At 63.9% G+C, this 20,587-nt stretch carries 19 protein-coding genes; 15 read left to right on the top strand and 4 right to left on the bottom strand.

The genetic code is table 11. The features are described 5' to 3' along the window. Positions 1-232 precede the first annotated feature (232 nt). The 4 genes from ACXIQ9_RS02065 to ACXIQ9_RS02050 all read left to right on the top strand — a co-directional run bounded on the left by ACXIQ9_RS02065 (position 233) and on the right by ACXIQ9_RS02050 (position 4,961). The gene (locus ACXIQ9_RS02065) at positions 233-2,059 is read left to right on the top strand and encodes a proline--tRNA ligase (RefSeq protein WP_459015304.1); all 1,827 of its coding nucleotides are present in this window, start codon (positions 233-235) and stop codon (positions 2,057-2,059) included. Positions 2,060-2,087: 28 nt separating this feature from the next. Beyond that, a complete protein-coding gene (gene psb27 / locus ACXIQ9_RS02060) occupies positions 2,088-2,498 on the top strand; it encodes a photosystem II protein Psb27 (protein ID WP_010316676.1) in 411 nt (136 codons plus the stop codon). A gap of 148 nt (positions 2,499-2,646) precedes the next feature. Next, positions 2,647-3,960 (top strand): adenylosuccinate synthase, encoded by a 1,314-nt coding sequence (locus ACXIQ9_RS02055; RefSeq protein WP_010316677.1) that lies wholly within the window; start codon positions 2,647-2,649, stop codon positions 3,958-3,960. Between the two features lie 5 nt (positions 3,961-3,965). Next, complete coding sequence (locus tag ACXIQ9_RS02050; protein WP_459015301.1) at positions 3,966-4,961, top strand: adenosine kinase; 996 nt, start codon at positions 3,966-3,968, stop codon at positions 4,959-4,961. Here ACXIQ9_RS02050 and cutA read toward each other — a convergent pair. Beyond that, a complete protein-coding gene (gene cutA, locus ACXIQ9_RS02045) occupies positions 4,954-5,274 on the bottom strand; it encodes a divalent-cation tolerance protein CutA (protein WP_296415921.1) in 321 nt (106 codons plus the stop codon). The two genes, ACXIQ9_RS02050 and cutA, sit on opposite strands and share 8 nt — an antisense overlap. Further along, positions 5,271-6,113: a precorrin-6A/cobalt-precorrin-6A reductase gene (locus ACXIQ9_RS02040; RefSeq protein ID WP_459015299.1), complete on the bottom strand. Its 843-nt coding sequence runs from the start codon at positions 6,111-6,113 to the stop codon at positions 5,271-5,273. The genes cutA and ACXIQ9_RS02040 overlap by 4 nt, the downstream gene beginning before the upstream one ends. Positions 6,114-6,124: 11 nt before the next feature. Between ACXIQ9_RS02040 and ACXIQ9_RS02035 the strand changes: the two genes are divergently transcribed. Then, positions 6,125-6,607, top strand: a complete 483-nt coding sequence (locus ACXIQ9_RS02035) for a single-stranded DNA-binding protein (RefSeq protein WP_459015297.1) — start codon at positions 6,125-6,127, stop codon at positions 6,605-6,607. A gap of 4 nt (positions 6,608-6,611) precedes the next feature. On the opposite strand, the gene ACXIQ9_RS02030 is transcribed toward ACXIQ9_RS02035, so the two are convergent. Next, entirely contained in the window at positions 6,612-6,833 is a 222-nt protein-coding gene (locus ACXIQ9_RS02030) for a hypothetical protein (RefSeq protein WP_247477948.1), read from the bottom strand. Here ACXIQ9_RS02030 and ACXIQ9_RS02025 point away from each other — a divergent pair. From ACXIQ9_RS02025 to ACXIQ9_RS02015, 3 genes are read left to right on the top strand one after another with little or no spacing between them, the layout of a single operon-like run. Then, positions 6,832-7,374 (top strand): DUF2854 domain-containing protein, encoded by a 543-nt coding sequence (locus ACXIQ9_RS02025; protein WP_459015295.1) that lies wholly within the window; start codon positions 6,832-6,834, stop codon positions 7,372-7,374. The two genes, ACXIQ9_RS02030 and ACXIQ9_RS02025, sit on opposite strands and share 2 nt — an antisense overlap. Positions 7,375-7,418: 44 nt before the next feature. Next, positions 7,419-8,303, top strand: a complete 885-nt coding sequence (gene argB, locus ACXIQ9_RS02020) for an acetylglutamate kinase (RefSeq protein ID WP_459015293.1) — start codon at positions 7,419-7,421, stop codon at positions 8,301-8,303. Between the two features lie 6 nt (positions 8,304-8,309). Continuing rightward, a complete protein-coding gene (locus tag ACXIQ9_RS02015) occupies positions 8,310-9,455 on the top strand; it encodes a DUF3153 domain-containing protein (RefSeq protein WP_459015291.1) in 1,146 nt (381 codons plus the stop codon). On the opposite strand, the gene priA is transcribed toward ACXIQ9_RS02015, so the two are convergent. Then, the gene (priA, locus tag ACXIQ9_RS02010) at positions 9,452-11,707 is read right to left on the bottom strand and encodes a replication restart helicase PriA (RefSeq protein ID WP_459015289.1); all 2,256 of its coding nucleotides are present in this window, start codon (positions 11,705-11,707) and stop codon (positions 9,452-9,454) included. The genes ACXIQ9_RS02015 and priA overlap by 4 nt on opposite strands. Positions 11,708-12,115: 408 nt before the next feature. Here priA and rpoD point away from each other — a divergent pair, with 408 nt between their 5' ends. The 7 genes from rpoD (at position 12,116) to ACXIQ9_RS01975 (ending at position 20,558) form a co-directional block, all read left to right on the top strand. Beyond that, positions 12,116-13,528: an RNA polymerase sigma factor RpoD gene (rpoD, locus tag ACXIQ9_RS02005; RefSeq protein ID WP_459015287.1), complete on the top strand. Its 1,413-nt coding sequence runs from the start codon at positions 12,116-12,118 to the stop codon at positions 13,526-13,528. An 80-nt stretch (positions 13,529-13,608) separates the two neighbouring features. Then, positions 13,609-14,709, top strand: a complete 1,101-nt coding sequence (locus ACXIQ9_RS02000; protein WP_459015285.1) for a glycosyltransferase family 2 protein — start codon at positions 13,609-13,611, stop codon at positions 14,707-14,709. Between the two features lie 2 nt (positions 14,710-14,711). Further along, positions 14,712-16,478 (top strand): ArnT family glycosyltransferase, encoded by a 1,767-nt coding sequence (locus ACXIQ9_RS01995; protein ID WP_459015283.1) that lies wholly within the window; start codon positions 14,712-14,714, stop codon positions 16,476-16,478. 5 nt (positions 16,479-16,483) lie between these two features. Further along, complete coding sequence (locus tag ACXIQ9_RS01990) at positions 16,484-17,152, top strand: phosphatase PAP2 family protein (protein WP_296420969.1); 669 nt, start codon at positions 16,484-16,486, stop codon at positions 17,150-17,152. Then, on the top strand, positions 17,145-17,558 hold the full coding sequence (locus ACXIQ9_RS01985; RefSeq protein ID WP_459015281.1) for a DUF1824 family protein: 414 nt from the start codon (positions 17,145-17,147) through the stop codon (positions 17,556-17,558). The genes ACXIQ9_RS01990 and ACXIQ9_RS01985 overlap by 8 nt, the downstream gene beginning before the upstream one ends. Before the next feature lie 80 nt (positions 17,559-17,638). Further along, a complete protein-coding gene (hemC, locus tag ACXIQ9_RS01980) occupies positions 17,639-18,592 on the top strand; it encodes a hydroxymethylbilane synthase (RefSeq protein ID WP_296415939.1) in 954 nt (317 codons plus the stop codon). Positions 18,593-18,659: 67 nt separating this feature from the next. Then, positions 18,660-20,558, top strand: a complete 1,899-nt coding sequence (locus ACXIQ9_RS01975; protein WP_459015278.1) for a chloride channel protein — start codon at positions 18,660-18,662, stop codon at positions 20,556-20,558. The last annotated feature ends 29 nt before the right edge of the window (positions 20,559-20,587 follow it).

The raw sequence follows: 20,587 nt of genomic DNA, 5'->3' as shown, positions 1-20,587 counted from the left end.
CCATTCCTGAAGTGAACGAATGGGGGTTCATGAGACGTGCGTGCGACGGGTTGGAATCCTGCGGAAACTAGCAGGCTTTCCTCTCTGCAACTGAAATTTCGTCTTGATTTCCGCTTCACTTGTGGCGCTTTTTTAAGCGGGTGGGACGGAACGGTTCGTGGGGCAGCAAATGCTGGCTCCAGGGCTGCTCGAGCAGGTGATAGCTTCCGGCCTCTTTCCTTGCTCGGATCCCATGCGCGTCTCCCGCCTGATGCTGGTGACGCTGCGGGATGACCCCGCCGAGGCTGAGATTGCCTCCCACAAGCTGCTGCTGCGAGCCGGCTATATCCGCAGGATTGGCAGCGGCATCTACGCCTATCTCCCCCTCCTCTGGCGCGTCCTTCAGAAGGTCTCAGCCGTTGTCCGCGAGGAACTCAACGCGGCGGGCGCCCTGGAGACGCTCCTGCCCCAGCTCCAGCCGTCTGAGCTCTGGCAGCGCAGCGGGCGCTGGGCCGGGTACACCGACGGCGAGGGGATCATGTTTCACCTTGAGGACCGTCAAGGTCGCGAGCTCGGTCTCGGCCCGACCCACGAGGAGGTCATCACGGCACTCGCCGCTGATCTGCTGCGTTCCTACCGGCAACTCCCGGTCAACCTGTACCAGGTCCAGACCAAGTTTCGCGATGAGATTCGTCCCCGCTTCGGTCTGATGCGTGGGCGCGAATTCATCATGAAGGACGCCTATTCGTTCCATGCCAACGAGGACTGCCTGAAGCAGACCTATGGCCTGATGGACCAGGCTTACCGCAGGATCTTTCAGCGTTGTGGCCTGCGGGCCGTCGCCGTCGAGGCCGACAGTGGTGCCATCGGCGGTTCGGCCAGCCAGGAATTCATGGTCACGGCTGAATCCGGTGAGGATTTGATCTTGGCCGCCGGCGATGGCCGCTACGCGGCGAACCAAGAGCGGGCGGTTTCCCTACCACCCGAGCCCCACCCGCTTCCGCCCGGCTCGGCTGTGGAGCGGATCGAGACCCCTTGTCAAAGCACCATTGAGGCCCTGAGCCAGGCCCAGGGTTGGCACCCCACGCAGGTGGTCAAGGTGCTCCTATTGCTGGCTCGCTTTGAAGACGGTCTGCAGCAGCCGTTGCTCGTCTCCCTGCGGGGCGACCAGCAGCTCAATGAGGTCAAGTTGAGCAATGCCGTCAGTCACCGGCTCTCGGCTAAGCACGGAACCCTTTTGGACCTGCAAGCACTGCAGCCCGATGAGGCGGCCAAGCAAGGCCTGACGGGGATTCCCTTTGGTTACATCGGGCCGGATTTGAGCGATTCGATGCTCTCTGGTGCCAAGTCTTGGGCCCCCCGCTTTGAGCGCTTTGCCGATGGCACCGCCACGGCCTTGGAGGTCTTCATTTGCGGCGCCAATGAGCGCGACGCCCATCGGCTGGGCGTGAGCTGGGGTGCGCTCGGGGGGGCTCCTGATTCAGCCGATCTGCGCTCCGCGCAGCCCGGAGATCGCTGCATTCATGACCCCAGCCAAACCCTCGAAGCCAGCCGTGGCATTGAGGTGGGGCATATCTTCCAGCTCGGCAGGAAGTACTCCACGGCCCTGGACGCCACCTTTACCAATGAGTCCGGCCAGGAGGAGCCCCTGTGGATGGGCTGCTATGGCATCGGTGTATCGAGGCTGGCCCAGGCCGCCGTCGAGCAACACCACGACGCCAACGGAATCTGTTGGCCCACCGCAATCGCTCCCTATGAGGTGATTGTCGTGATCGCCAACGTCAAAGAAACGGAGCAGGTGGACTTGGCGGAACGTCTCTACGACCAGTTGCAGGCGGCCGGCGTTGATGTGCTGCTCGACGACCGCTCTGAACGGGCTGGCGTCAAGTTCAAGGACTCAGAGCTGCTCGGAATTCCCTGGCGGGTCGTGGTCGGTCGCGGCGCGGCTGAGGGGCAGGTGGAGTTGGTTCAGCGCTCCACTGGTGCCAAACAGGACCTCGCGGCTGACCAGCTGGAAGCCACCTTGCTGCCCCAGCTCCTGCTGGAGCGTCAAGGACTTCTGGCCTCCGAGGCCCCCTAGGATCCCGCTCAAGTTGATCCCGAGTCCGATGGCAGCTGGTTGGCGTCGAATCAAAGCAGCTCTGCTGGCTGTCTGCCTGGGCCTGACCCTGCTGGTGACGGCTTGCTCTGGCAGCTCGGGTCCCCTGACCGGTAACTACGCGGAGGACACGGTCGTCGTTGCTGATCAGTTGATGGCCACCATTGCCATTGCGGCTGATGATCCTGGCCGCAGTGAGGCGGAGACCTCGGCACGGGCCCTGATCAATGACTACATGGCCCGCTACCGCCCCCAGGCCAAATTCAACGGCTTGGCCTCCTTCACCACGATGCAGACGGCCCTGAACTCCCTGGCGGGCCACTACGCGAATTATCCGAATCGCCCCGTCCCCGATGCCCTGAAGGAGCGCCTGAATAAGGAACTCAAAAAAGCTGAGACCGGTGTCGTGCGCGGCGCCTGATCGTCTCCGCCTTCGTTGTTTGAACCCAAAGCGGCCCATCCGGGCCGCTTTTTTAATCCAAACAATTCCGTGATTGTTTTGACGGAGGGTCACCCCATCTGAGATCCTTGATCCTTGTGCTTAGAAGCGGCTGCGGGCCGCTGTGTCCTTGGCCAACGTTGTCGTCATCGGTGCTCAATGGGGTGACGAGGGGAAGGGCAAGATCACCGATCTCCTGAGTCGTTCGGCCGATGTGGTCGTCCGTTATCAGGGCGGTGTGAATGCCGGCCACACGATTGTTGTGGACGACAAGGTGCTGAAGCTGCACCTGATTCCCTCCGGCATTCTTTACCCAGGAACCGTCTGCCTGATCGGCTCCGGCACCGTTGTGGACCCCAAGGTCATGATCGGTGAGCTGGACATGCTCGCTGAGAACGGCATCCCGGTCGACGACCTGCGTTTGGCCGCGACGGCCCACGTGACGATGCCCTACCACCGCCTGTTGGATCAGGCGATGGAGCAGCGCCGCGGGGATCAGCGCATTGGCACCACCGGCCGTGGCATTGGCCCGACCTACGCCGATAAGTCCCAGCGCAACGGGATCCGGGTGATCGACATCCTGGATGAATCGCGCCTTCGGGAACGTTTGGCCGGTCCGCTGGCGGAGAAGAACGAGATCCTGCAAAAGATCTACGGCATCGAGCCCCTGGATTTCGACGCCGTCGTTGCTGAGTACGTGGCCTACGGCCAGCGCTTGGCTCCCCACGTCGTCGATTGCACCCGCACCATTCACCAGGCGGCCAAGGCCAAAAAGAACATCCTGTTTGAGGGTGCCCAGGGCACCCTGCTGGATCTCGATCACGGCACCTACCCCTACGTCACCTCCTCGAATCCAGTCAGTGGTGGTGCCTGCATTGGTGCTGGCGTCGGTCCGACCCTGATTGACCGCGTGATCGGTGTGGCCAAGGCCTACACCACCCGCGTCGGTGAAGGTCCCTTCCCTACGGAATTGGAGGGCAGCCTGAATGACCACCTCTGCGATCGAGGTGGTGAATTCGGAACCACCACCGGACGTCGCCGCCGCTGCGGTTGGTTTGACGGGGTGATCGGCCGCTATGCCGTTGAGGTCAACGGTCTCGATTGCCTGGCCATCACCAAGCTCGATGTTCTCGATGAACTCGACGAGATCCAGGTCTGTGTGGCCTATGAACTCGATGGCCAGCGCATCGAGCACTTCCCCGGCTCCGCTGAGGATTTCGCCCGCTGTCAGCCCATCTTTGAGACCCTGCCGGGTTGGCAGACCTCCACGGCTGATTGCCGCCGCCTCGAGGATCTTCCCCCGACGGCCATGAGCTATCTCCGCTTCCTTGCTGAGCTCATGGAAGTGCCGATTGCGATCGTTTCCTTGGGTGCTGATCGCGACCAAACCATCGTGGTCGAAGACCCCATTCACGGTCCCAAGCGGGCCCTGCTGAGCCGCTGATTCCCATGCCTGAAGTGAAGACCTTGGATGTTGTCGGGATCGGCAACGCGATCGTTGACGTGCTTGTTCAGGCCGACGATGCCGTCATCGAGGGCTTTGGCCTGACCAAAGGCACGATGGCCCTGATTGATCAGGACCAAGCCGAGTCGCTCTACTCCAAGCTCGGCCCTGGTTTGGAAACCTCTGGGGGATCCGCGGCTAACACCCTGGCTGGCATTGCCCAGCTTGGCGGGCGTGCTGGCTTTATTGGTCGGGTGCGGGATGACCAATTGGGCACGATCTTTGCCCATGACATCCGTGCTGTAGGTACCCGTTATGAGACCCCCGCAGCAACGGCAGGGGCATCGACCGCACGCTGCTTGATCCTTGTGTCACCGGATGCGCAGCGCACCATGTGCACCTACTTGGGTGCCTCGGTTGGCCTCGATCCCAGCGATCTGAATCTCGAGATGGTGGCCCAGGCGAAGGTGCTCTACCTCGAGGGCTATCTCTGGGATAGCGACGACGCCAAGGCTGCTTTTCTTTCGGCCGCCAAGGTGGCGAAAGAGAACGGTGCCGAAGTGGCGCTGAGCCTCTCCGATGCGTTCTGCGTGGAACGCCATCGCGACAGCTTCCTTGAGCTGGTCGACGGCCATGTCGACATTCTCTTTGCCAATGAGATGGAGATCACCTCCCTCTACAAGGCCAATAGCTTTGATGAGGCCGCCCAGGCTGTCCGCGGCCGCTGCCGCATCGCCGCCTTGACCCGCAGCGAGCAGGGTTCTGTGATTCTCAGCGGCGATTCATCGATCGCCATCAAGCCCTTCAACCTGGGCCCGCTTGTGGACACCACGGGTGCCGGTGACCTCTATGCCGGTGGTTTCCTGCATGCCTATACCCAGGGCGAATCGCTGGAGCGCTGTGGTCAGCTCGCCTCGCTCTGCGCTGGTCAGGTGGTGACCCAGCTGGGCCCCCGCTCCCAGGTCGATCTGCAGGCCCTCGCCCAGACGCACCTCAACTAGGGCGGCAGGCCGCTTCAGCCCAGGCTCCATAGCCAGGGCTTGCTTCTGCACTCCAGACGATCCATTCGGGTGTCTCGTAGCTGTGGTGCTCATGGACGGCGGCCTCCAGGGCCTGCTGCTGCTCTCGAGTGGTTTTGATCAGCAGCTCGACCTCCGCGCTGTCCTCGATCTGTCCTTGCCACCAGTAGAGGGCCCGTTGCGGTCGCAGGGCAACGCAGGCCGCCAGACGCCTCTCCAGAAGAACGCGGGCGAGGGCCTCGGCGGTCTCTGTGTTGGCCTCGGTGGTGAGGGCCAGGATCAACGATGGGCTCATGACCGCGCTTGCGCTGCCCCAACTTGACGCAGGATTCCTTCCGGTGTCAGGCCTTCTGGCAGCTGTTCTGCGGGGGGGCGGATCTGGATCAACTGCAGGCCCAGCTCCTGGCTGAGGTTCTGCCAGATCTGCTGGGTGAGTCCCCCGGATTGCCTGCAGAGCACGGCGCTGATCCTCCAGCGCCGGCAGAGGGCGCGTTCGATGGCGCCCTCGGGCAAAGCCCCGGGCCGTACGCAGGCCAGTTGTTGCGGTTCAAAGCCTGCCGCTAGGGCAAGACGCAGGCTCTCCGGGTTGTCGAGGATTCGCGCGAAGTGCTGCGAAGCGGAGCTCTGGCGCAGGGCCGCTTGGAGGTGTCTCGAGCCAATGGCCAGGAGCAGTCGCTCTCCCCCCAGCGCGATGGAACGCAGATCCTCGAACTGTTGGATCCCATGGATCCGGGTTCCTTCAGGCAGGCGAGGGGTCTCCCGTTGCAGTCGCAGCAGGGGTTGGTTCATGGCCTGGCAGCGCCGTTGCAGCCTGGCGCTGATCACTGCGGCGAAGGGATGGGAGGCATCGAGCACCCAGCGGGGTCTGAGCGTCCTCAGCAGTTGATCAACAGCCTCATCCTCCTGGAGCTTCCCCACCTGAAAGCGCAGATTGGGGTGGGAGCGATAGGCCCGTGTGGCGGAGGCGCTGACCACGCTGACCAGGACTTTCCAGCCCTGCTGCAGCAAGGCCTGGGCCAGGGGCGGACCATCCCCGGTGCCTGAGACCAACCAGATCGTCTCGGCAGGGGCCGAGGTCGAGGAATCCCCCTGGTGAAATTCCAGGCCTTGCATCAGGATGTGGCCCCGTGCCATTGACCGGTCCTGTGAACCATTGCTTGCTGGAGGTGGAGGTGCTTGAGGCGCCTCAGGTTCGATACACCCAGGACAACCAAACTCCAGTGGCGGAGATGGCCGTTCAGTTCGATGGGCTGCGTCCTGATGATCCGGCGGGTCAGCTCAAGGTTGTCGGCTGGGGAAGTCTTGCTCAGGACCTGCAGAACCGTGTGCAGGTTGGCCAGCGGCTGATGGTCGAGGGTCGTCTGCGGATGAACACCGTGAGCCGCCAGGACGGGACCAAGGAAAAGCGCGCTGAATTCACGCTCTCCCGCCTGCATCCCCTCGGTGGCAGTGGCAGTGGCGGTGGCAGTGCCGCCCCTCGTCCCGCCGCTGCTGCACCGGCTGCTGCACCGGCTTCGGCTCCTGCCCCTGTCCGCAGTGCCGCCCCCGCACAGCAGCAGCCTCCCACCTGGAACACCGCACCCCTGGTTCCTGACCTTCCCGAGGGCGAGGACGAGATTCCGTTCTGATCGCTTAGCTGCTGGGGCTGAGTCGTTCTTGGGCCTGCTCCAGCAGCTGACCCAGCTCACGCTCCAGGGCGGCCAGGTCTAAGCGCAGTTCTGGCCAACGTCCCTGGTCCAGCTGCTGCAGCAACCAGAGCCGGTCCCGTTGCAGCTGTTCAACCAGCTCCGCTGTGCTGGGGGCATCCTGCGCGGGGTTGGGCTCCTGCCCCCCGTTGACCGAAGATGCCTGCATGCTCGCAATCGCTTCCCCCGGCAGCCTAGTCACCTTGGCTGGTGCGGCCCTCTCGGTCATTGGCTGGATTGGTTACGCCACCTCCAATCCGAACCTCAGCCTGCCGACGATTTTTTACGGCATCCCGATCCTCTTGGGTGGGTTGGCTCTCAAGTCCTCCGAACTGCCTCCTGCAGAGCTCCTGGAGGCAGAGCCAGATGCGGTTGCCCTGCGTGAGCAGGCCGCCAGTAAGACCCTCCGCAAGCTGGTGAAAGACGTCACCCGTTGGCGCTATGGCCAGAAGGCTCACCTCGAGAGCTCTCTGGAGGCCCTCAAGCTCTGGGATGAGGATGAGCCCCCTCAGTTGATCAGCGTGCTTGAGCGCGCCGTCGACGGGCGCTATGCCGTTGCGATGCGGTTTCGCTGTGAAGCGGTTCCCTTCGAGCGTTGGCAGGCGAAACAGGACCGACTGGGACGATTCTTCGATCGCGGCCTGCGGGCAGAGCTGAGTGAGCCCTCCAAAGGTGAGGTGCTCCTTGAGTTGTTGCCTGCTGCTGGCTAAACCTGAGCACATCTAGGCCCCTCTTCTCGAGACAAGTCCCTCCCTTGAGCGAACGTCCTGCTGATCGCACTGACGCCCTGCGGGTGTCGGTGCTGAGTGAAGCCCTCCCCTACATCCAACGTTTTTCTGGCCGCCGCGTCGTCGTGAAATACGGCGGTGCGGCCATGGTTCGCGAAGACCTGCGCGATGCGGTCTATCGCGACTTGGTGCTGCTTGCATCGGTCGGCGTGAAGCCGGTGGTCGTGCACGGCGGCGGGCCCGAGATCAATGAGTGGTTGGGGCGCCTGAACATCGAGCCCCAATTCCGCAATGGCCTGCGGGTGACCTGCCCGGACACCATGGATGTGGTGGAGATGGTCCTGGTGGGCCGGGTCAACAAGCAGATCGTCAACGGCTTGAATCGTCTGGGCGCCAGGGCCGTGGGCCTCTCCGGTAGCGATGGCCCGCTGGTGCGGGCTCGCACCTATGGCGATGGGACCAATGGCCTGGTGGGGGATGTGGCTGCGGTGGACCCGTCTGTTCTCTTCCCCTTGCTGGATGCCGGCTACATCCCCGTCATCTCCTCGGTGGCAGCCGACGCTGAGGGCCAAGCCCACAACATCAATGCCGACACCGTCGCTGGGGAGTTGGCTGCATCCTTGGAAGCGGAGAAATTGATTCTCCTGACCGATACCCCGGGGATCCTGCGGGACCGGGAAGACCCCAGTTCGTTGATTCGCTCCGTGAGTCTCTCCGGCGCCCGCGAGCTAATCAGCAGCGGTGTCGTGGCCGGTGGGATGACGCCGAAAACCGAATGCTGCATTCGCGCCTTGGCCCAGGGGGTCGCCGCCGCCCACATCGTCGATGGCCGAACGCCCCATGCGCTCTTGCTGGAGGTGTTCACCGACGCGGGCATCGGCACGATGGTCACCGGCCGATCCCACCTCTAGGTGCCGGTGGAGGAGTCCAACCCGGCCCAGCCCTCGGAGCCGTTTGATCCAGCGACGCTTCTCCCGGCACGATCAGCCCTGGAGAGGGGCGACTACGGCACCTGTGAACGCTTGCTGGAGCCGCTGCTGCAAGCCCACGGTGCGATGACCCGGGCTGGGGGAGAGGTCCGGCTTCTGCTGGCCACGGCCCAGTTGGGGCGTGGGGATCACAAGGCCGCGGCGGCGACCTGCCGCAGCCTTCGGGCCTGCCGCGACACCACCCTGCGCGCCCAGGCCAAGGACCTGCAGGAGATCCTTGACGCGCCGGCCTTGGTGAGGCCCAGGGAGTGGTCGATGACCCTTCCGAGCCTGGGGGAGATGAAGCTCCTGGAGGGCGAGCTCAAGGCGATGGCCCGTCAACGCCGCCGCCGCCGCGGACCCCCAGAGCAACCACCACCGCCCACTGGACCCACCCAGGCTCCCTTGGGTTTCGCTGTCGTGGCGATCGTTCTTTTACTGCTGACCGCTTTGCTCGGTGGGTGCGTCGACCTCGAGACCCAGTTGCGCTTCCCCGGCCCTGGACGCCTGCAGTTTGAGCAGCGCAGTCAATCCCAGACGGATCAGCCCCTTCCTTGGCAGAGCCAATGGCGGCAAGGGCTGCGCGGCCGCTCCCTGCGCGTGGACCAAGACCATGGCCGCCTGACGCTCGCCTCGCCGGTGCTGCCTGCTTCTCAGGCTTTGAAGCTGCTGCAGGACAGTCTTGAGCAGGGTGCTGCATTGGCCAACCTGGATCTACCCGCCCCTGAACTGGACTTCCAGGAGCGCAACTGGTTGATCGGCGTGCGTCAGCGGCTGGCCATCCAGCTTGATCTGGAGACGCTCCAGCCCCTGCCTGGATTGCAGTTGAGCGTTGCCCTCGAACCACTACCGCTGCGTGCGATTCAGGCCTCTGGGCCCATCCCCGCTCGGGCCATGCGCCGGGGCAAGGGCGAGCCTGAGGTTGTCCGTTGGCGCCTTGAGCCTGGGGCGGTGAATACGCTCCAGCTCTCCTGCTGGCGCTGGAGCAAGCTTGGCCTGGGCACCTTGGCTATCAGCCTGCTTCTGCTACTTGTGGCACTGCTTCAGCGGCTGCGCATTGCCGCTGGTTTTGGCTTGCCCCAGCTGCCGGCCTAGAGCTCGAGCGGATCTGGGTCGATCGCCAGACTGACGTCATGGGGGAGCAGGGCCCGCAGCTCTGTCTCCATGGGCAGTGGAAGCTCAGAGCCGGCTGGTCCGTGCAGCAGGAGCTGCCAGCGGCTGTTCCCCGCCACCCTGGCCACCGGCGCTGGAGCTGGTCCGATCAGCAGCCAGCCCTGCTGCATCAGCGCCGCACGCAGGTGTTCCGCCAGGCTGGAGGCGGCCGTCGCGGTTCGACTGGCGGATGGTCCCGCGAGGCGCAGCAGGCATGCCCGGCTAAAGGGAACGAGGGATGCGGCCTGCCGTTGTTGGAGTTCCTCCTTCAAAAAGGCTTCATAGCGGCCATCCACCAGATGGCGAATCACGGGATGTTCGGGGCTGTAGGTCTGCACCAGGACCTCCCCAGGACGGTCCCCTCTCCCCGCACGGCCAGCCAATTGCAGCAGCAGCTGCAGGCTTTCCTCTGCGGCCCGCAGATCGGGTCGATGCAGGAGCCCATCGGCGGCCAGCACGGCAGCCAGGGTCACCCGCGGCAGATCCATCCCCTTGGCGAGCATCTGGGTTCCGATCAAGACATCGGCTTCCCCGCGGGCAAACCGCTCAAGGAGTTGTCGATGGCCATCGCGCCCGCGGGTGGTGTCCCTGTCGAAGCGCAGCAGTCGCAGCTCCTCCAGTTCGCCCGAGAGGTGCTCCAGCACCTGTTGCGTTCCGGCCCCAAAGGGCTTGAAGGCCGAGGAGCCGCAATGGCCGCAGCGGCGCTCCACCTCTGCCCGGTGGTCGCACCAGTGGCAGCGCAGCCAGGAGCGCTCCCGTTGCCGGTGCACCGTGAGGGCCACGTCGCAGTGGGGACACTGCACCACTTCGCCGCAGCTGCGGCAACTCAAGAAACTGCTGTAGCCCCGCCTGGGCACCAGCACGACCGCCTGCTCCCCCCGTTCTTTGAGGTTCTGGAGCCGGTCCATCAGCGGCCGACTCACCAGACGCCGGTGGCCCTCCGCCAGTTCCTGCCGCATGTCCACCACCAGGACCGGTGGCAGGACACTGCTGCCAATCCGCTTGGGGAGTCGCACCAACTGGCACTGCGCCTGGGGGCCTTGGCAGGCGCGCCAGGTCTCCAGGCTTGGGGTGGCACTGCCGAGGATCAACTTGGCCCCGCTGGCTTGAACCCGCAGTTGGGCCACGTCTCGGGCGTGATAACAGGGCATCGGGCTGTCCTGTTTGTAGGAGCGATCGTGCTCCTCATCGAGCACCACCAAGCCCAGCTGCTTGAGCGGTAGAAAGATCGCCGAACGGGTGCCCACCACCAGCAGCGGAGAGGGGCTATCGAGGCAGTGGCGCCAGGTTCGAATGCGCGCGCCGTCACTGCAACCCGAGTGGTATTCCGCCACCGCCGCACCAAAGCGGGCTCGGCTGCGATCCAGCAGCTGGGGAATGAGTCCAATCTCTGGGGTCAGCAGCAACACGGACCGTCCCGCTTGAAGCTCGCGCGCGGCGGCCTGGAGATAGACCTCCGTCTTGCCTGCCCCCGTCACCCCCCAGAGCAGGAGCTGGCTTCCTGGTGGAGCTCCCTCAATGGCGTCTAGCGCTTGGGCTTGATCCTCAGTGAGCTGCTTGGGGATGCTGCCGTCGCCCCCTGGGCGCATCACCTCCTCGGCCTGAAAGGGGCGCCGCTCTCGCCGAAGGATTCCCCGGCGCTGCAGGGTGTCACTGACCGAGCGGCTGACCTGAGCGGCCTCGAGGGCCTGGGTTTGCCAGCACTGGCCGCCGTGGGCCTCCAGCACCTGGAGCAGACGGCTTTGGGCGTCGCTCAAGCTGCTCCGCTCCGTTTCCGTGGGGGGCTGAATTAGCTCGAGCCAGAGCTGCTCCCGCGGCCGCTGAGCCGCTGCGGCCGGGCGCTGCCCAAGCCAGCCAGGGGGTAGGACCGCTTTGAGCGTTCGGAAGGAGGTGGTTCGGCACTGTTGCGCAACAGTCTCAATCAGGCTTTGCCAGTCGGGCTCAACAGCGGCCTGTTGATGGACGGTTTCGATCGGTTGCAGGGCTTTGCCGGCTAAGGCCGCGGGCCGTTCATCCAGCAGCTCCAGCACCAGCCCGATGTGGCGCCGTCCACGGAGTCGAATTTGCACCAGATCCCCTCTGGCGCAGGGGACTTGCTTGGGGTTGCTGTAGGTGAACACCTGCCCCTCACGGCCCGCCTCAAGCCAGACCTGGACCCAGGAACCCTGGCTATCTGCTGGGGTGGGGCCGGTCACTCTTGCAAAGCTCTTGGGAGTTTCTTAAGATGAGTCTGTTGAGCAGTCCATAGGGCTGCAGTCGGAACCCGGCAAAGTTCCGTCCAGCGGGAAGATCTTGAGGAAAGCCAGCACTGCTGCGCGCCCGATCTGCGACCACCCCTGACAGCCTTGCTGGGCTTCTGGCCCCGTTCCCATTCCTTTCTATTCCCCTCAGCACGCCGCCAAGTCCCTTGGCATGTCTGCTGGGTTCGTTGACGCCCCACCAATTCATCGTTCCCATGGGTCATTGAGCCTTGACCGGCTCTGTCGCCCGATCGATGCGGCCCTTTGCCGACTCCGGTCGATCGATGATTGGCACCTCGCCCTTGGCTTGGTCGGGTCTGCGTCTGACGTGTCAACCGCCTCAACATCATCTAGCCGAACGCGATGAGTCCTGCTGCTGCGACAAAGAAGTCAGCGACCACCAAGACCACCACGAAGGCAGCTGCGACGGCCAAAAAGCCCGCTGCTGAAATCCTCGCCGTGGCCAATTCTTCGGGTGAGACCGTCAAGGTGACGAAGGCCAAGGCCGCCAGCAAGACCAAGAAGGACGCCGAGGCCGCGAACAAGGTCAGCCCAACCAAGGCCAAGGCCACGAAGGCTGCATCGACGAAAGCGGCCTCCACCAAAGCCGCCAGTAGCAAAAAGCCTGCATCGACCAAGGCTGCTTCCACAAAGGCTGCGGCATCGAAAGCCACCAGCAAGAAGGCCGCGGCCGCCGACCTGGACAAGGCGTCTGATCAGCTGCTTGCAGCGGCGGGTAAGGCTCCAGCTGCCGATGCCAAGGCCACGGAGAAGGATGCAGCGAAAACCGCTAAAGCCCTGGCGAGCATCAAGATCGGGCCGAAGGGTGTCTACACCGAAGACTCCATCCGGGTTTATCTCCAAGAGATCGGCCGGATTCGACTGCTGCGTCCTGACGAGGAGATTGAGCTGGCCCGCAAAATTGCGGACCTGCTGCAGCTCGAGGAGCTAGCGAACCAGTTCGAGGCAGACAACGGCCACTACCCCGACACCAAGGAGTGGGCGGCTCTCGTCGAGATGCCCCTGGTCAAGTTCCGCCGGCGCCTGATGTTGGGTCGCCGCGCCAAGGAAAAGATGGTCCAGTCGAACCTCCGTTTGGTGGTGTCGATTGCCAAGAAGTACATGAACCGGGGCCTGAGCTTCCAGGACTTGATTCAGGAGGGCTCCCTCGGACTGATTCGCGCCGCCGAGAAGTTCGACCACGAGAAGGGCTACAAGTTCTCGACCTACGCCACCTGGTGGATTCGTCAGGCGATCACCCGCGCGATTGCGGATCAGTCCCGCACGATCCGTCTGCCGGTCCACCTGTACGAGACCATTTCTCGGATCAAGAAGACCACCAAGACCCTCTCTCAAGAGTTCGGCCGCAAGCCCACTGAAGAGGAGATTGCTGAATCGATGGAGATGACCATCGAGAAGCTCCGCTTCATTGCCAAGAGTGCTCAGCTGCCGATTTCGCTGGAGACACCGATTGGCAAGGAGGAAGACTCCCGCCTGGGTGACTTCATTGAGGCTGATATCGAGAATCCTGAGCAGGACGTCGCCAAGAACCTGCTGAGGGAAGATCTCGAAGGCGTTCTAGCGACCCTGAGCCCCCGTGAGCGCGATGTGCTGCGCCTGCGCTACGGCTTGGACGATGGTCGGATGAAGACCCTCGAGGAGATCGGGCAGATCTTTGATGTGACCCGCGAGCGCATCCGCCAGATCGAGGCCAAGGCCCTGCGCAAACTGCGGCACCCCAACCGCAATGGCGTGCTCAAGGAGTACATCAAGTAACCAACTCTTTGACTCCGCTCCAAGCGGTTTAAGGTTCATCCGCCGGCGGGATTTCCCGCCGGCTTTGTCTTGAGGATTCGATGGGCTTGCGGGTCTCGATTGTTCTGCCCACCTACAACGAGCGGGGCAACATCGAGCCGCTTCTGGCCCAGCTGCTTCCCCTGGGTGAGCAGTGGGATTTGGAAATCCTGGTGGTGGATGACGACTCGGCGGATGGGACAGCAGAGCTGGTTCGTCAGCTCGCCCATGACGAACCGCGGCTCCGTCTGATCCGCCGGGTCGGGCGCTCCGGTTTGGCCAGCGCCATCAAAGAAGGTCTGCTGGATGCCACGGGGGACTTTGTCCTGGTGATGGACAGTGATGGCCAGCATGAGCCTGGCTCTGTCCGTCGCGCGATTGAGACCCTGGAAGCCGGTGGTGCGGACCTGGTCATCGGCAGCCGCTTCCATCCCGAGGCCCAGATCCTGGGGCTGAGCGATCGGCGCGAAACCGGATCGACGTGGGCCAATGCCAGTGCCCGCTTCAGCTTGCCCAAGCGCTATGCCCATCTCACGGACTACATGAGTGGCTTCTTTGCTTTGCGCCTGGAGCCGCTGCTTCCCTTGATCCGTGGCGTGGATGTCAACGGGTTCAAGTTCCTCTACGAATTGCTGGCGGTGAGTCGTGGGCGCTTGAGCACCGCCGAGGTGCCCCTGACCTTCCAGCCCCGCACCTATGGCAGCTCCAAGCTGGATCTGGCCATCTTCTGGGATTTCCTGATCTCAATCCTCCACACCCTGAGCTTCCGCCTGCTGCCCAGGCGAGCCATCAGTTTTGGTTTGGTCGGTCTCAGTGGCGTTGCGGTGCAGCTGCTGATCACGCAGCTGTTCATGGCTCTCTGGGGCCTTGACTTTGAGCAGGCGCTCCCGATCGGTGTGATCTCGGCAGCCAGCTCGAACTACCTGATCAACAACGCCCTGACCTTCCGTTTCGCTCGCTTGAAGGGCATCCTGCTGCTGCGCGGACTGTTCAAGTTCCTGTTGGTGGCCTCCCTACCGGTGATGGCCAATGTGGGCCTGGCTTCGGCCTACTACAGCCTGATCGCACCGAATGTCTTCTGGGCCCAGTTGGCCGGGATCATTGTGGTGTTCGTCTGGAACTACGCCGCCAGCAGCCGTTTCGTCTGGAACACCCCCAACTAGTAATGCAGAGGCTCAAAACCTGGCTGGATGCCAATCCCACCCGGGCGCTCATCACGGCGAACGCAGCCCTGTTGGGCCTCTGTGTTCTGGCTTTCTTTAACCAGTTGGGAAGCCTGGGCCTACTGGATAAAACCGAGGGGTTGTTCGTTGAGGTCCCCCGCCAGATGCTTCTCAGCGGTGACTGGGTCACCCCCCGCTGGAACGGTGAAACCTTTTTCGATTACCCCGTTTGGGGGTACTGGATGGTGGGCCTCAGCTTCCAGCTATTCGGTGTCAGTGAATGGGCGGCCCGCTTCCCTGCGGCCCTCGCCGCCAGCGTGGTTGTCTTCGCCGTTTTTGGTCTGCTTCTAGCCCTGGCGCCATCGACGGAGTCCGTCAGTCAACGGCTGGGGCGCGCGACCCTCTCCAGCGGGCTGTTGGCCTTGAGTCCTGGCTGGGTGGGCTGGGGCCGCTCCTCTGTCACCGACATGTTTCTAGCCAGTGGCATCAGCCTGGCCCTGTTGGGCTTTGCCCTGGCCTACTGGCGCAGGGATCAACAGGTCCTCAGGCGCTTGGGCCATGTGGCGTTGGCGCTCTTCTGCGGGATTGCGGTGCTGGCGAAAGGCCCCGTTGGCCTGCTCTTACCCGGCCTGGTGATCATTGGTTTTCTGCTGCTGCGGCGTGATCTCTGGCCGGAGGTTCGTCAGACCCCATGGCTGGCGCTGCTGTCCCTGTTTTTGGGTGTGACCCTGCCTTGGTATGTGGCAGCGACCCAGGCGAACGGGTTTACCTTCCTCGCGCGCTTCATCGGCTTCAGCAACCTGGAGCGCTTCACCTCGGTGATCTACGCCCACCCAGGTCCCCCTTGGTTTTATTTGCCATGGTTGCTGCTACTGGCACTGCCCTGGTCGCTCTATCTCCCGGCGGCAATCCTCAAGCTGCAGGTCTGGGCTCCCCAGCGCTGGCATCGCAGTGATGCGGGCGAGGCCCTCGCCCAATTCGGCTTGATTTGGCTTGTGGTGGTGGTGGCTTTCTTCTCCGCCGCGGCGACCAAATTGCCCGGCTACATCCTTCCGGCGGTTCCGGGTGCAGTCCTTCTGGTGGGCCTCTTGTTTGCGCCCCTTTCCCCGGGCACGGGCCATCCCCCTTGGCTGGATCGTCTGCAGCGGGGCAGCGGTTGGTTTAATGCCGTGCTCTTGGGGCTGATGGCCTTGGCCGCCGTCCTTGCCCCTCGCTTGATTGAGGTGGATCCGGCCTACCCCGGTTTCGCGGATGCAATCTCCCAGTCCGGCTTGCCCTGGCTCGTGGCGCTCCCTTTGGCAGGTGCCTGCGGCGCGTTGATCTGGTTGCTTCGTGCGCGGGATGGCGTCGTCCTGCGTTGGCTTTGGCTCCCCAATGCCGCTGGGTTTGCGGCGGTTTTGGCCGTGGTGATTCCCGTCTTGGCGCCCCTGATGGATCGTGAGCGCCTGCTGCCGATCCGGGTGTTGGCCCGTCAGGCTGCGGCCTCAGCTGCGCAGGGTGAACCGCTGCTGGTGGCGGGCTACAAGCGCTACAGCGTGGTCTTCTACAGCGGTCGTCCGGTGCTCTTCGTTCACGACGCCCGTTCGGCCATCGATCAGCTTGAGGCCCAAGCCCTGCCCGTTGACTCGGTGTTGGTCCTGGGGTCTGATCGTGAATTGCTGGACCTTGGAGTGGGACCCGGTGATGCGGAGCTGCTGGGCCGCCTGGATGCCCACCGCCTGATCAGACTGGACCGCACCACCCTCGATCAGTTGAGCCAGAGACGGTGATCGCCATGCCTCCTCTTCTGCGTGAGTGGTTGAACGCCCTTGGACGGCGCCGATTGCTGTTGACCCTGGCCATTGCGGTTGTCTTGCTGGTGGTGAGTCCAACCCTCAAGGCCAATGCCCCGGACTCCTTCGATCGCGTCCTGCTCGATGGGCTGCACCAGCGCATCCCCGCCTGGCTTGGACAGCTCCTGCTGGTTGTTTATCAAGCCAGTGGCATTCATGTGACTGCGGTGTTGGTCCTGGCTGTTCTGGGTTTCCTGGCCTTCAAGCGCTTCTGGCCCGATTTGGTCTGCGTCGTGGCCGGAACTGGCGGCATTTTGGTGATCGTTGATCGCTTGCTGAAGCCCTGGTTTGATCGACCCCGCCCTGACGCCAGCCTGCTGGAGCTGAGTGGCCGCAGTTTTCCCAGCGGCCATGCAGCGGGTTCGGTGGTCTTCTATTTCATGAGCTGCACCCTGCTGGCGGCCCACTACCCCAGGCTGCGCCGGCCGTTGTTTCTCCTCTCGAGTCTTTGGGTCGCCTTGGTTTGGCTGAGCACCCTCTATTGCCGCGCCCATTGGCCAACGGACATCCTGGCTGGGGCGGCCGTCGGTTATGTGTGGCTCAGCTTCTGCCTGGCCGGTTTCACCGTCTGGGAACGGCACCACCCCACTTCTTCCTCCATCCATGGCTGACGGGCCCTCGCTGCTGGCATCACTGAAGGGACTGCGCACGGCGCCTGAGCTCTCCTCAGCTGAGCAGGGGCAACTGCTGGAGGCATTGACCCAGGCCATGGCGACCTGCGACTGGTTCACCGTGGGTGTGATGGCCCCCTCCGCAGCCCTTGCGGTCTCGACCCTGCGGGCGCTTGAGCAGCGCTTCTCCTGGGAAACCCTGGAGCTGGATCCAGCCGGTGAGGAGCTGGCGACGATCGAGGGCCCCGTCTTCCTGAAGGCGAATCAGAACAACGGTCGTTTTTTGGTGCGCCGTGAGAGCGGCCTGGGCCAAGGTCTGTTGATCACTGGACACAACCCCGTGGATCCCAGCACCGAGGACACCTGGGGGCCCCTTCCCCTGGCCCTCTTCGCAAACGACGACTGATCAAGACTTTGCGGCCTTTGGCCGCGATGGGCACACCAGTCCCTAGTCTTGGCGGCTGTTTGCTGCCTTGATGCATTCCGATGGCTGGTTCCCAACTGCGCATTGCCTCTCGCCGCAGCCAGCTGGCCATGGTCCAGACCCATTGGGTGCGTGATGAGCTAGCCAAGGCCCATGACGGTCTCGAGATCACCATCGAGGCGATGGCCACCCAGGGCGACAAGATCCTCGATGTGGCCCTGGCCAAGATTGGGGACAAGGGTCTGTTCACCAAGGAGCTCGAGGCTCAGATGCTGGTGGACCGTGCCGACATCGCCGTCCACAGCCTGAAGGACCTGCCCACCAACCTGCCTGAGGGGCTGATGTTGGGTTGCATCACTGAGCGGGAGGATCCCGCCGATGCCTTGGTGGTGCATGAGAAGCACAAGGACAAGACCCTCGCGACCCTTCCTGACGGGGCCGTGGTGGGCACCAGCTCCCTGCGTCGTCTGGCCCAGCTGCGTCACCACTACCCGCACCTCACCTTTAAGGATGTGCGCGGCAACGTCATCACCCGCCTGGAGAAGCTCGATTCCGGCGAATTCGATTGCTTGATCCTGGCCGCCGCCGGTCTCGGTCGTCTGGGCCTAGGCGATCGCATCCACGAGCTGATCGATCCCTCCATCTCCCTCCATGCCGTGGGTCAAGGGGCTCTGGGGATTGAGTGCCGCGATGGCGACGCCAAGGTGCTGGAGCAGATCAAAGTGCTGGAGCACGTTCCCACCGCCCGTCGCTGCCTGGCTGAGCGCGCCTTCCTGCGCGAACTGGAGGGCGGCTGTCAGGTCCCCATCGGTGTGAACACCCGTTTTGAAGGGGACGAGCTCGTGCTCACCGGCATGGTCGCCAGCCTGGATGGCAAGCGTCTGATCCGCGATCAGGTGCAGGGGGATCAAACCAACCCTGAAGCCCTGGGGATTGACTTGGCCCACAAACTGAAGGCCCAGGGAGCAGGAGAGATCCTGGAGGAGATCTTTGCAACCGTTCGGCCCGAGGCCTGACACCCTTCCGGACGGGGCCCCGCCTGAGCTCGATGAGGCTCGGCCCCTTCCGTTTCAATGGAGCCTGTTGGCCTGGGCGGCCCTCGTTGGCGGTCTGACCGGATTGGCCGTGGTCGGCTTCCACGAGCTGCTCGGCCTGATCAATAACGGTCTGTTTGGCCCGGCCGTGTCCTGGGCCCTGGCCTTGGTGGGACAGACCCAGCCCGAGCCGCCCGTTCTGCCGGTGGATCCCTTGCCGGTCGACAGCGGCACACCGCTGCGGGCCTTGCTGCAGATCGGTCTGGGGGGCGTGGGCTTTTTGCCGGATCCCACGCCGCTTCCTCCCGATCCCACACCATCGATCACGGGCGGTCTTCCCCTGTGGTTGGCCTCCTGGCCTGTGGTGCTGATGCCCGTGATCGGGGGATTGGGGGTCGGTCTGCTGCGGCTGTGGTCCAGGGACCTGGGTCCAGGACTGCCCAGCTTGATGGCCATGGCTGACGGCGCGGTTCAGGCCAAGCCCAAGCTGCCCTTTCAGCGTTTGCTGGGCGCTTCGCTGAGCCTGGGCAGCGGCGCGTCCCTTGGCCCTGAGGGGCCCAGCGTGGAGAGCGGCGGCAACATTGGCCTGTGGCTTGGGATGCGCGGCGGACTGCCCCCCGAGTCCCAGAAGGCCTTGGTGGCGGCAGGTGTTGCTGCTGGACTGGCGGCCGGTTTTAAGGCCCCGATCGCCGGTGTCTTTTTTGCCTTTGAGGGCAGCTACAGCACCATCCCCGGCCGTCCCAGTATCCGCGCAGTGCTGGTGGCTGCGGTGGCCTCCGCCCTTGTCACGCAGCTCTGTTTGGGCAGTGACCCGATCTTTCGCCTGCCGGCCTACGAGGTGCGCTCGCCCCTGGAATTGCCCCTTTATCTGGGCTTGGGGCTCTTGGCGAGCGGAGTGTCCTTGGCGCTCCTGCGCCTGCTGGCGGCTGGCAGGAGTCCACGGGTCCAGCGCCTGCTGGGACGCCTGCCATCTTGGTCCCTGCCCGCACTGGGGGGCTTGGCCATTGGCTTGATGGCCCTGGGCTTTCCTCAGGTCCTTGGGGTGGGCTACGACACGATCGAGGCGCTGCTCGGCAGTGGAGGCGGCATCGCCCTATTCACCCTGGTGGGTCTGCTGCTGGTGAAGTTGCTGGCTACGGCCTTGAGCAGCGCCACAGGTTTTGTGGGTGGTGGTTTTGCGCCGTCGTTGTTTGCCGGCGCGGTCCTGGGCAATGTCTATGGCCAACTGCTGGGGGATAGCGGTTTTGGCCTGCCGGTCGCGGAACCCCCCGCCTACGCCATGGTCGGGATGGCTGCGGTTCTGGCCGGCAGTGCCCGCGCCCCTTTAACGGCCCTCTTGCTGCTGTTTGAGCTCACGCGTGACATCCGCATCGTCCTGCCGCTGATGGCGGCCGCGGGTCTGAGTGCAGCCTTGGTGGAGCGCTGGCAAGGCCTGGCTGACCCCGGTCTGCTGGGGCCTGATCTGATTGAGGACCAGCGCCGTCATGCCTTGGCATCCCTGCCCGTGCTCGATGCCTTTGAGCCCGAGGCACCGCTGGTGCTCAACGCTGGGGAGTCGGCCCAGTCAGCGCTGCAACAACTGCTCTCGGCCCATGGTCACTGCCTGATGGTCGAGCAGGAGAACTGGGTGGTGGGCCTGGTCACCCTGGCTGACCTGCAGCGGGCTCTAACCGGCTTGGGGCCGGCGGTCACCCTGGCGGAGTGCCGGCGCTCGGAGCTGCTCTGGCTACCGGCTTCTGCGAACCTCGCCCAGTTGGAAGATCAGTTGCGTCCTAACGGACTGCGTCAGCTGCCTGTCTTTGATCTCGCCCTGCCGGACCTGCCCCATCTCCCTAGCGCCCTCCCTGCCACGGGCCTTCCGGTGAAGGCCCTGCAGGGATTGGCCAGCCGCGACGGCATGGCGAGGGCCGTAGCTCGAGCCCAAACGTCCGCGGACTCCAAGCCATGAAAAAAGCCCCCGGTTGGGGGCTTGGCTGC

The sequence above is a fragment of the Synechococcus sp. LTW-G genome (assembly GCF_054459035.1).
This window is presented reverse-complemented; position numbering and strand designations above follow the sequence as displayed.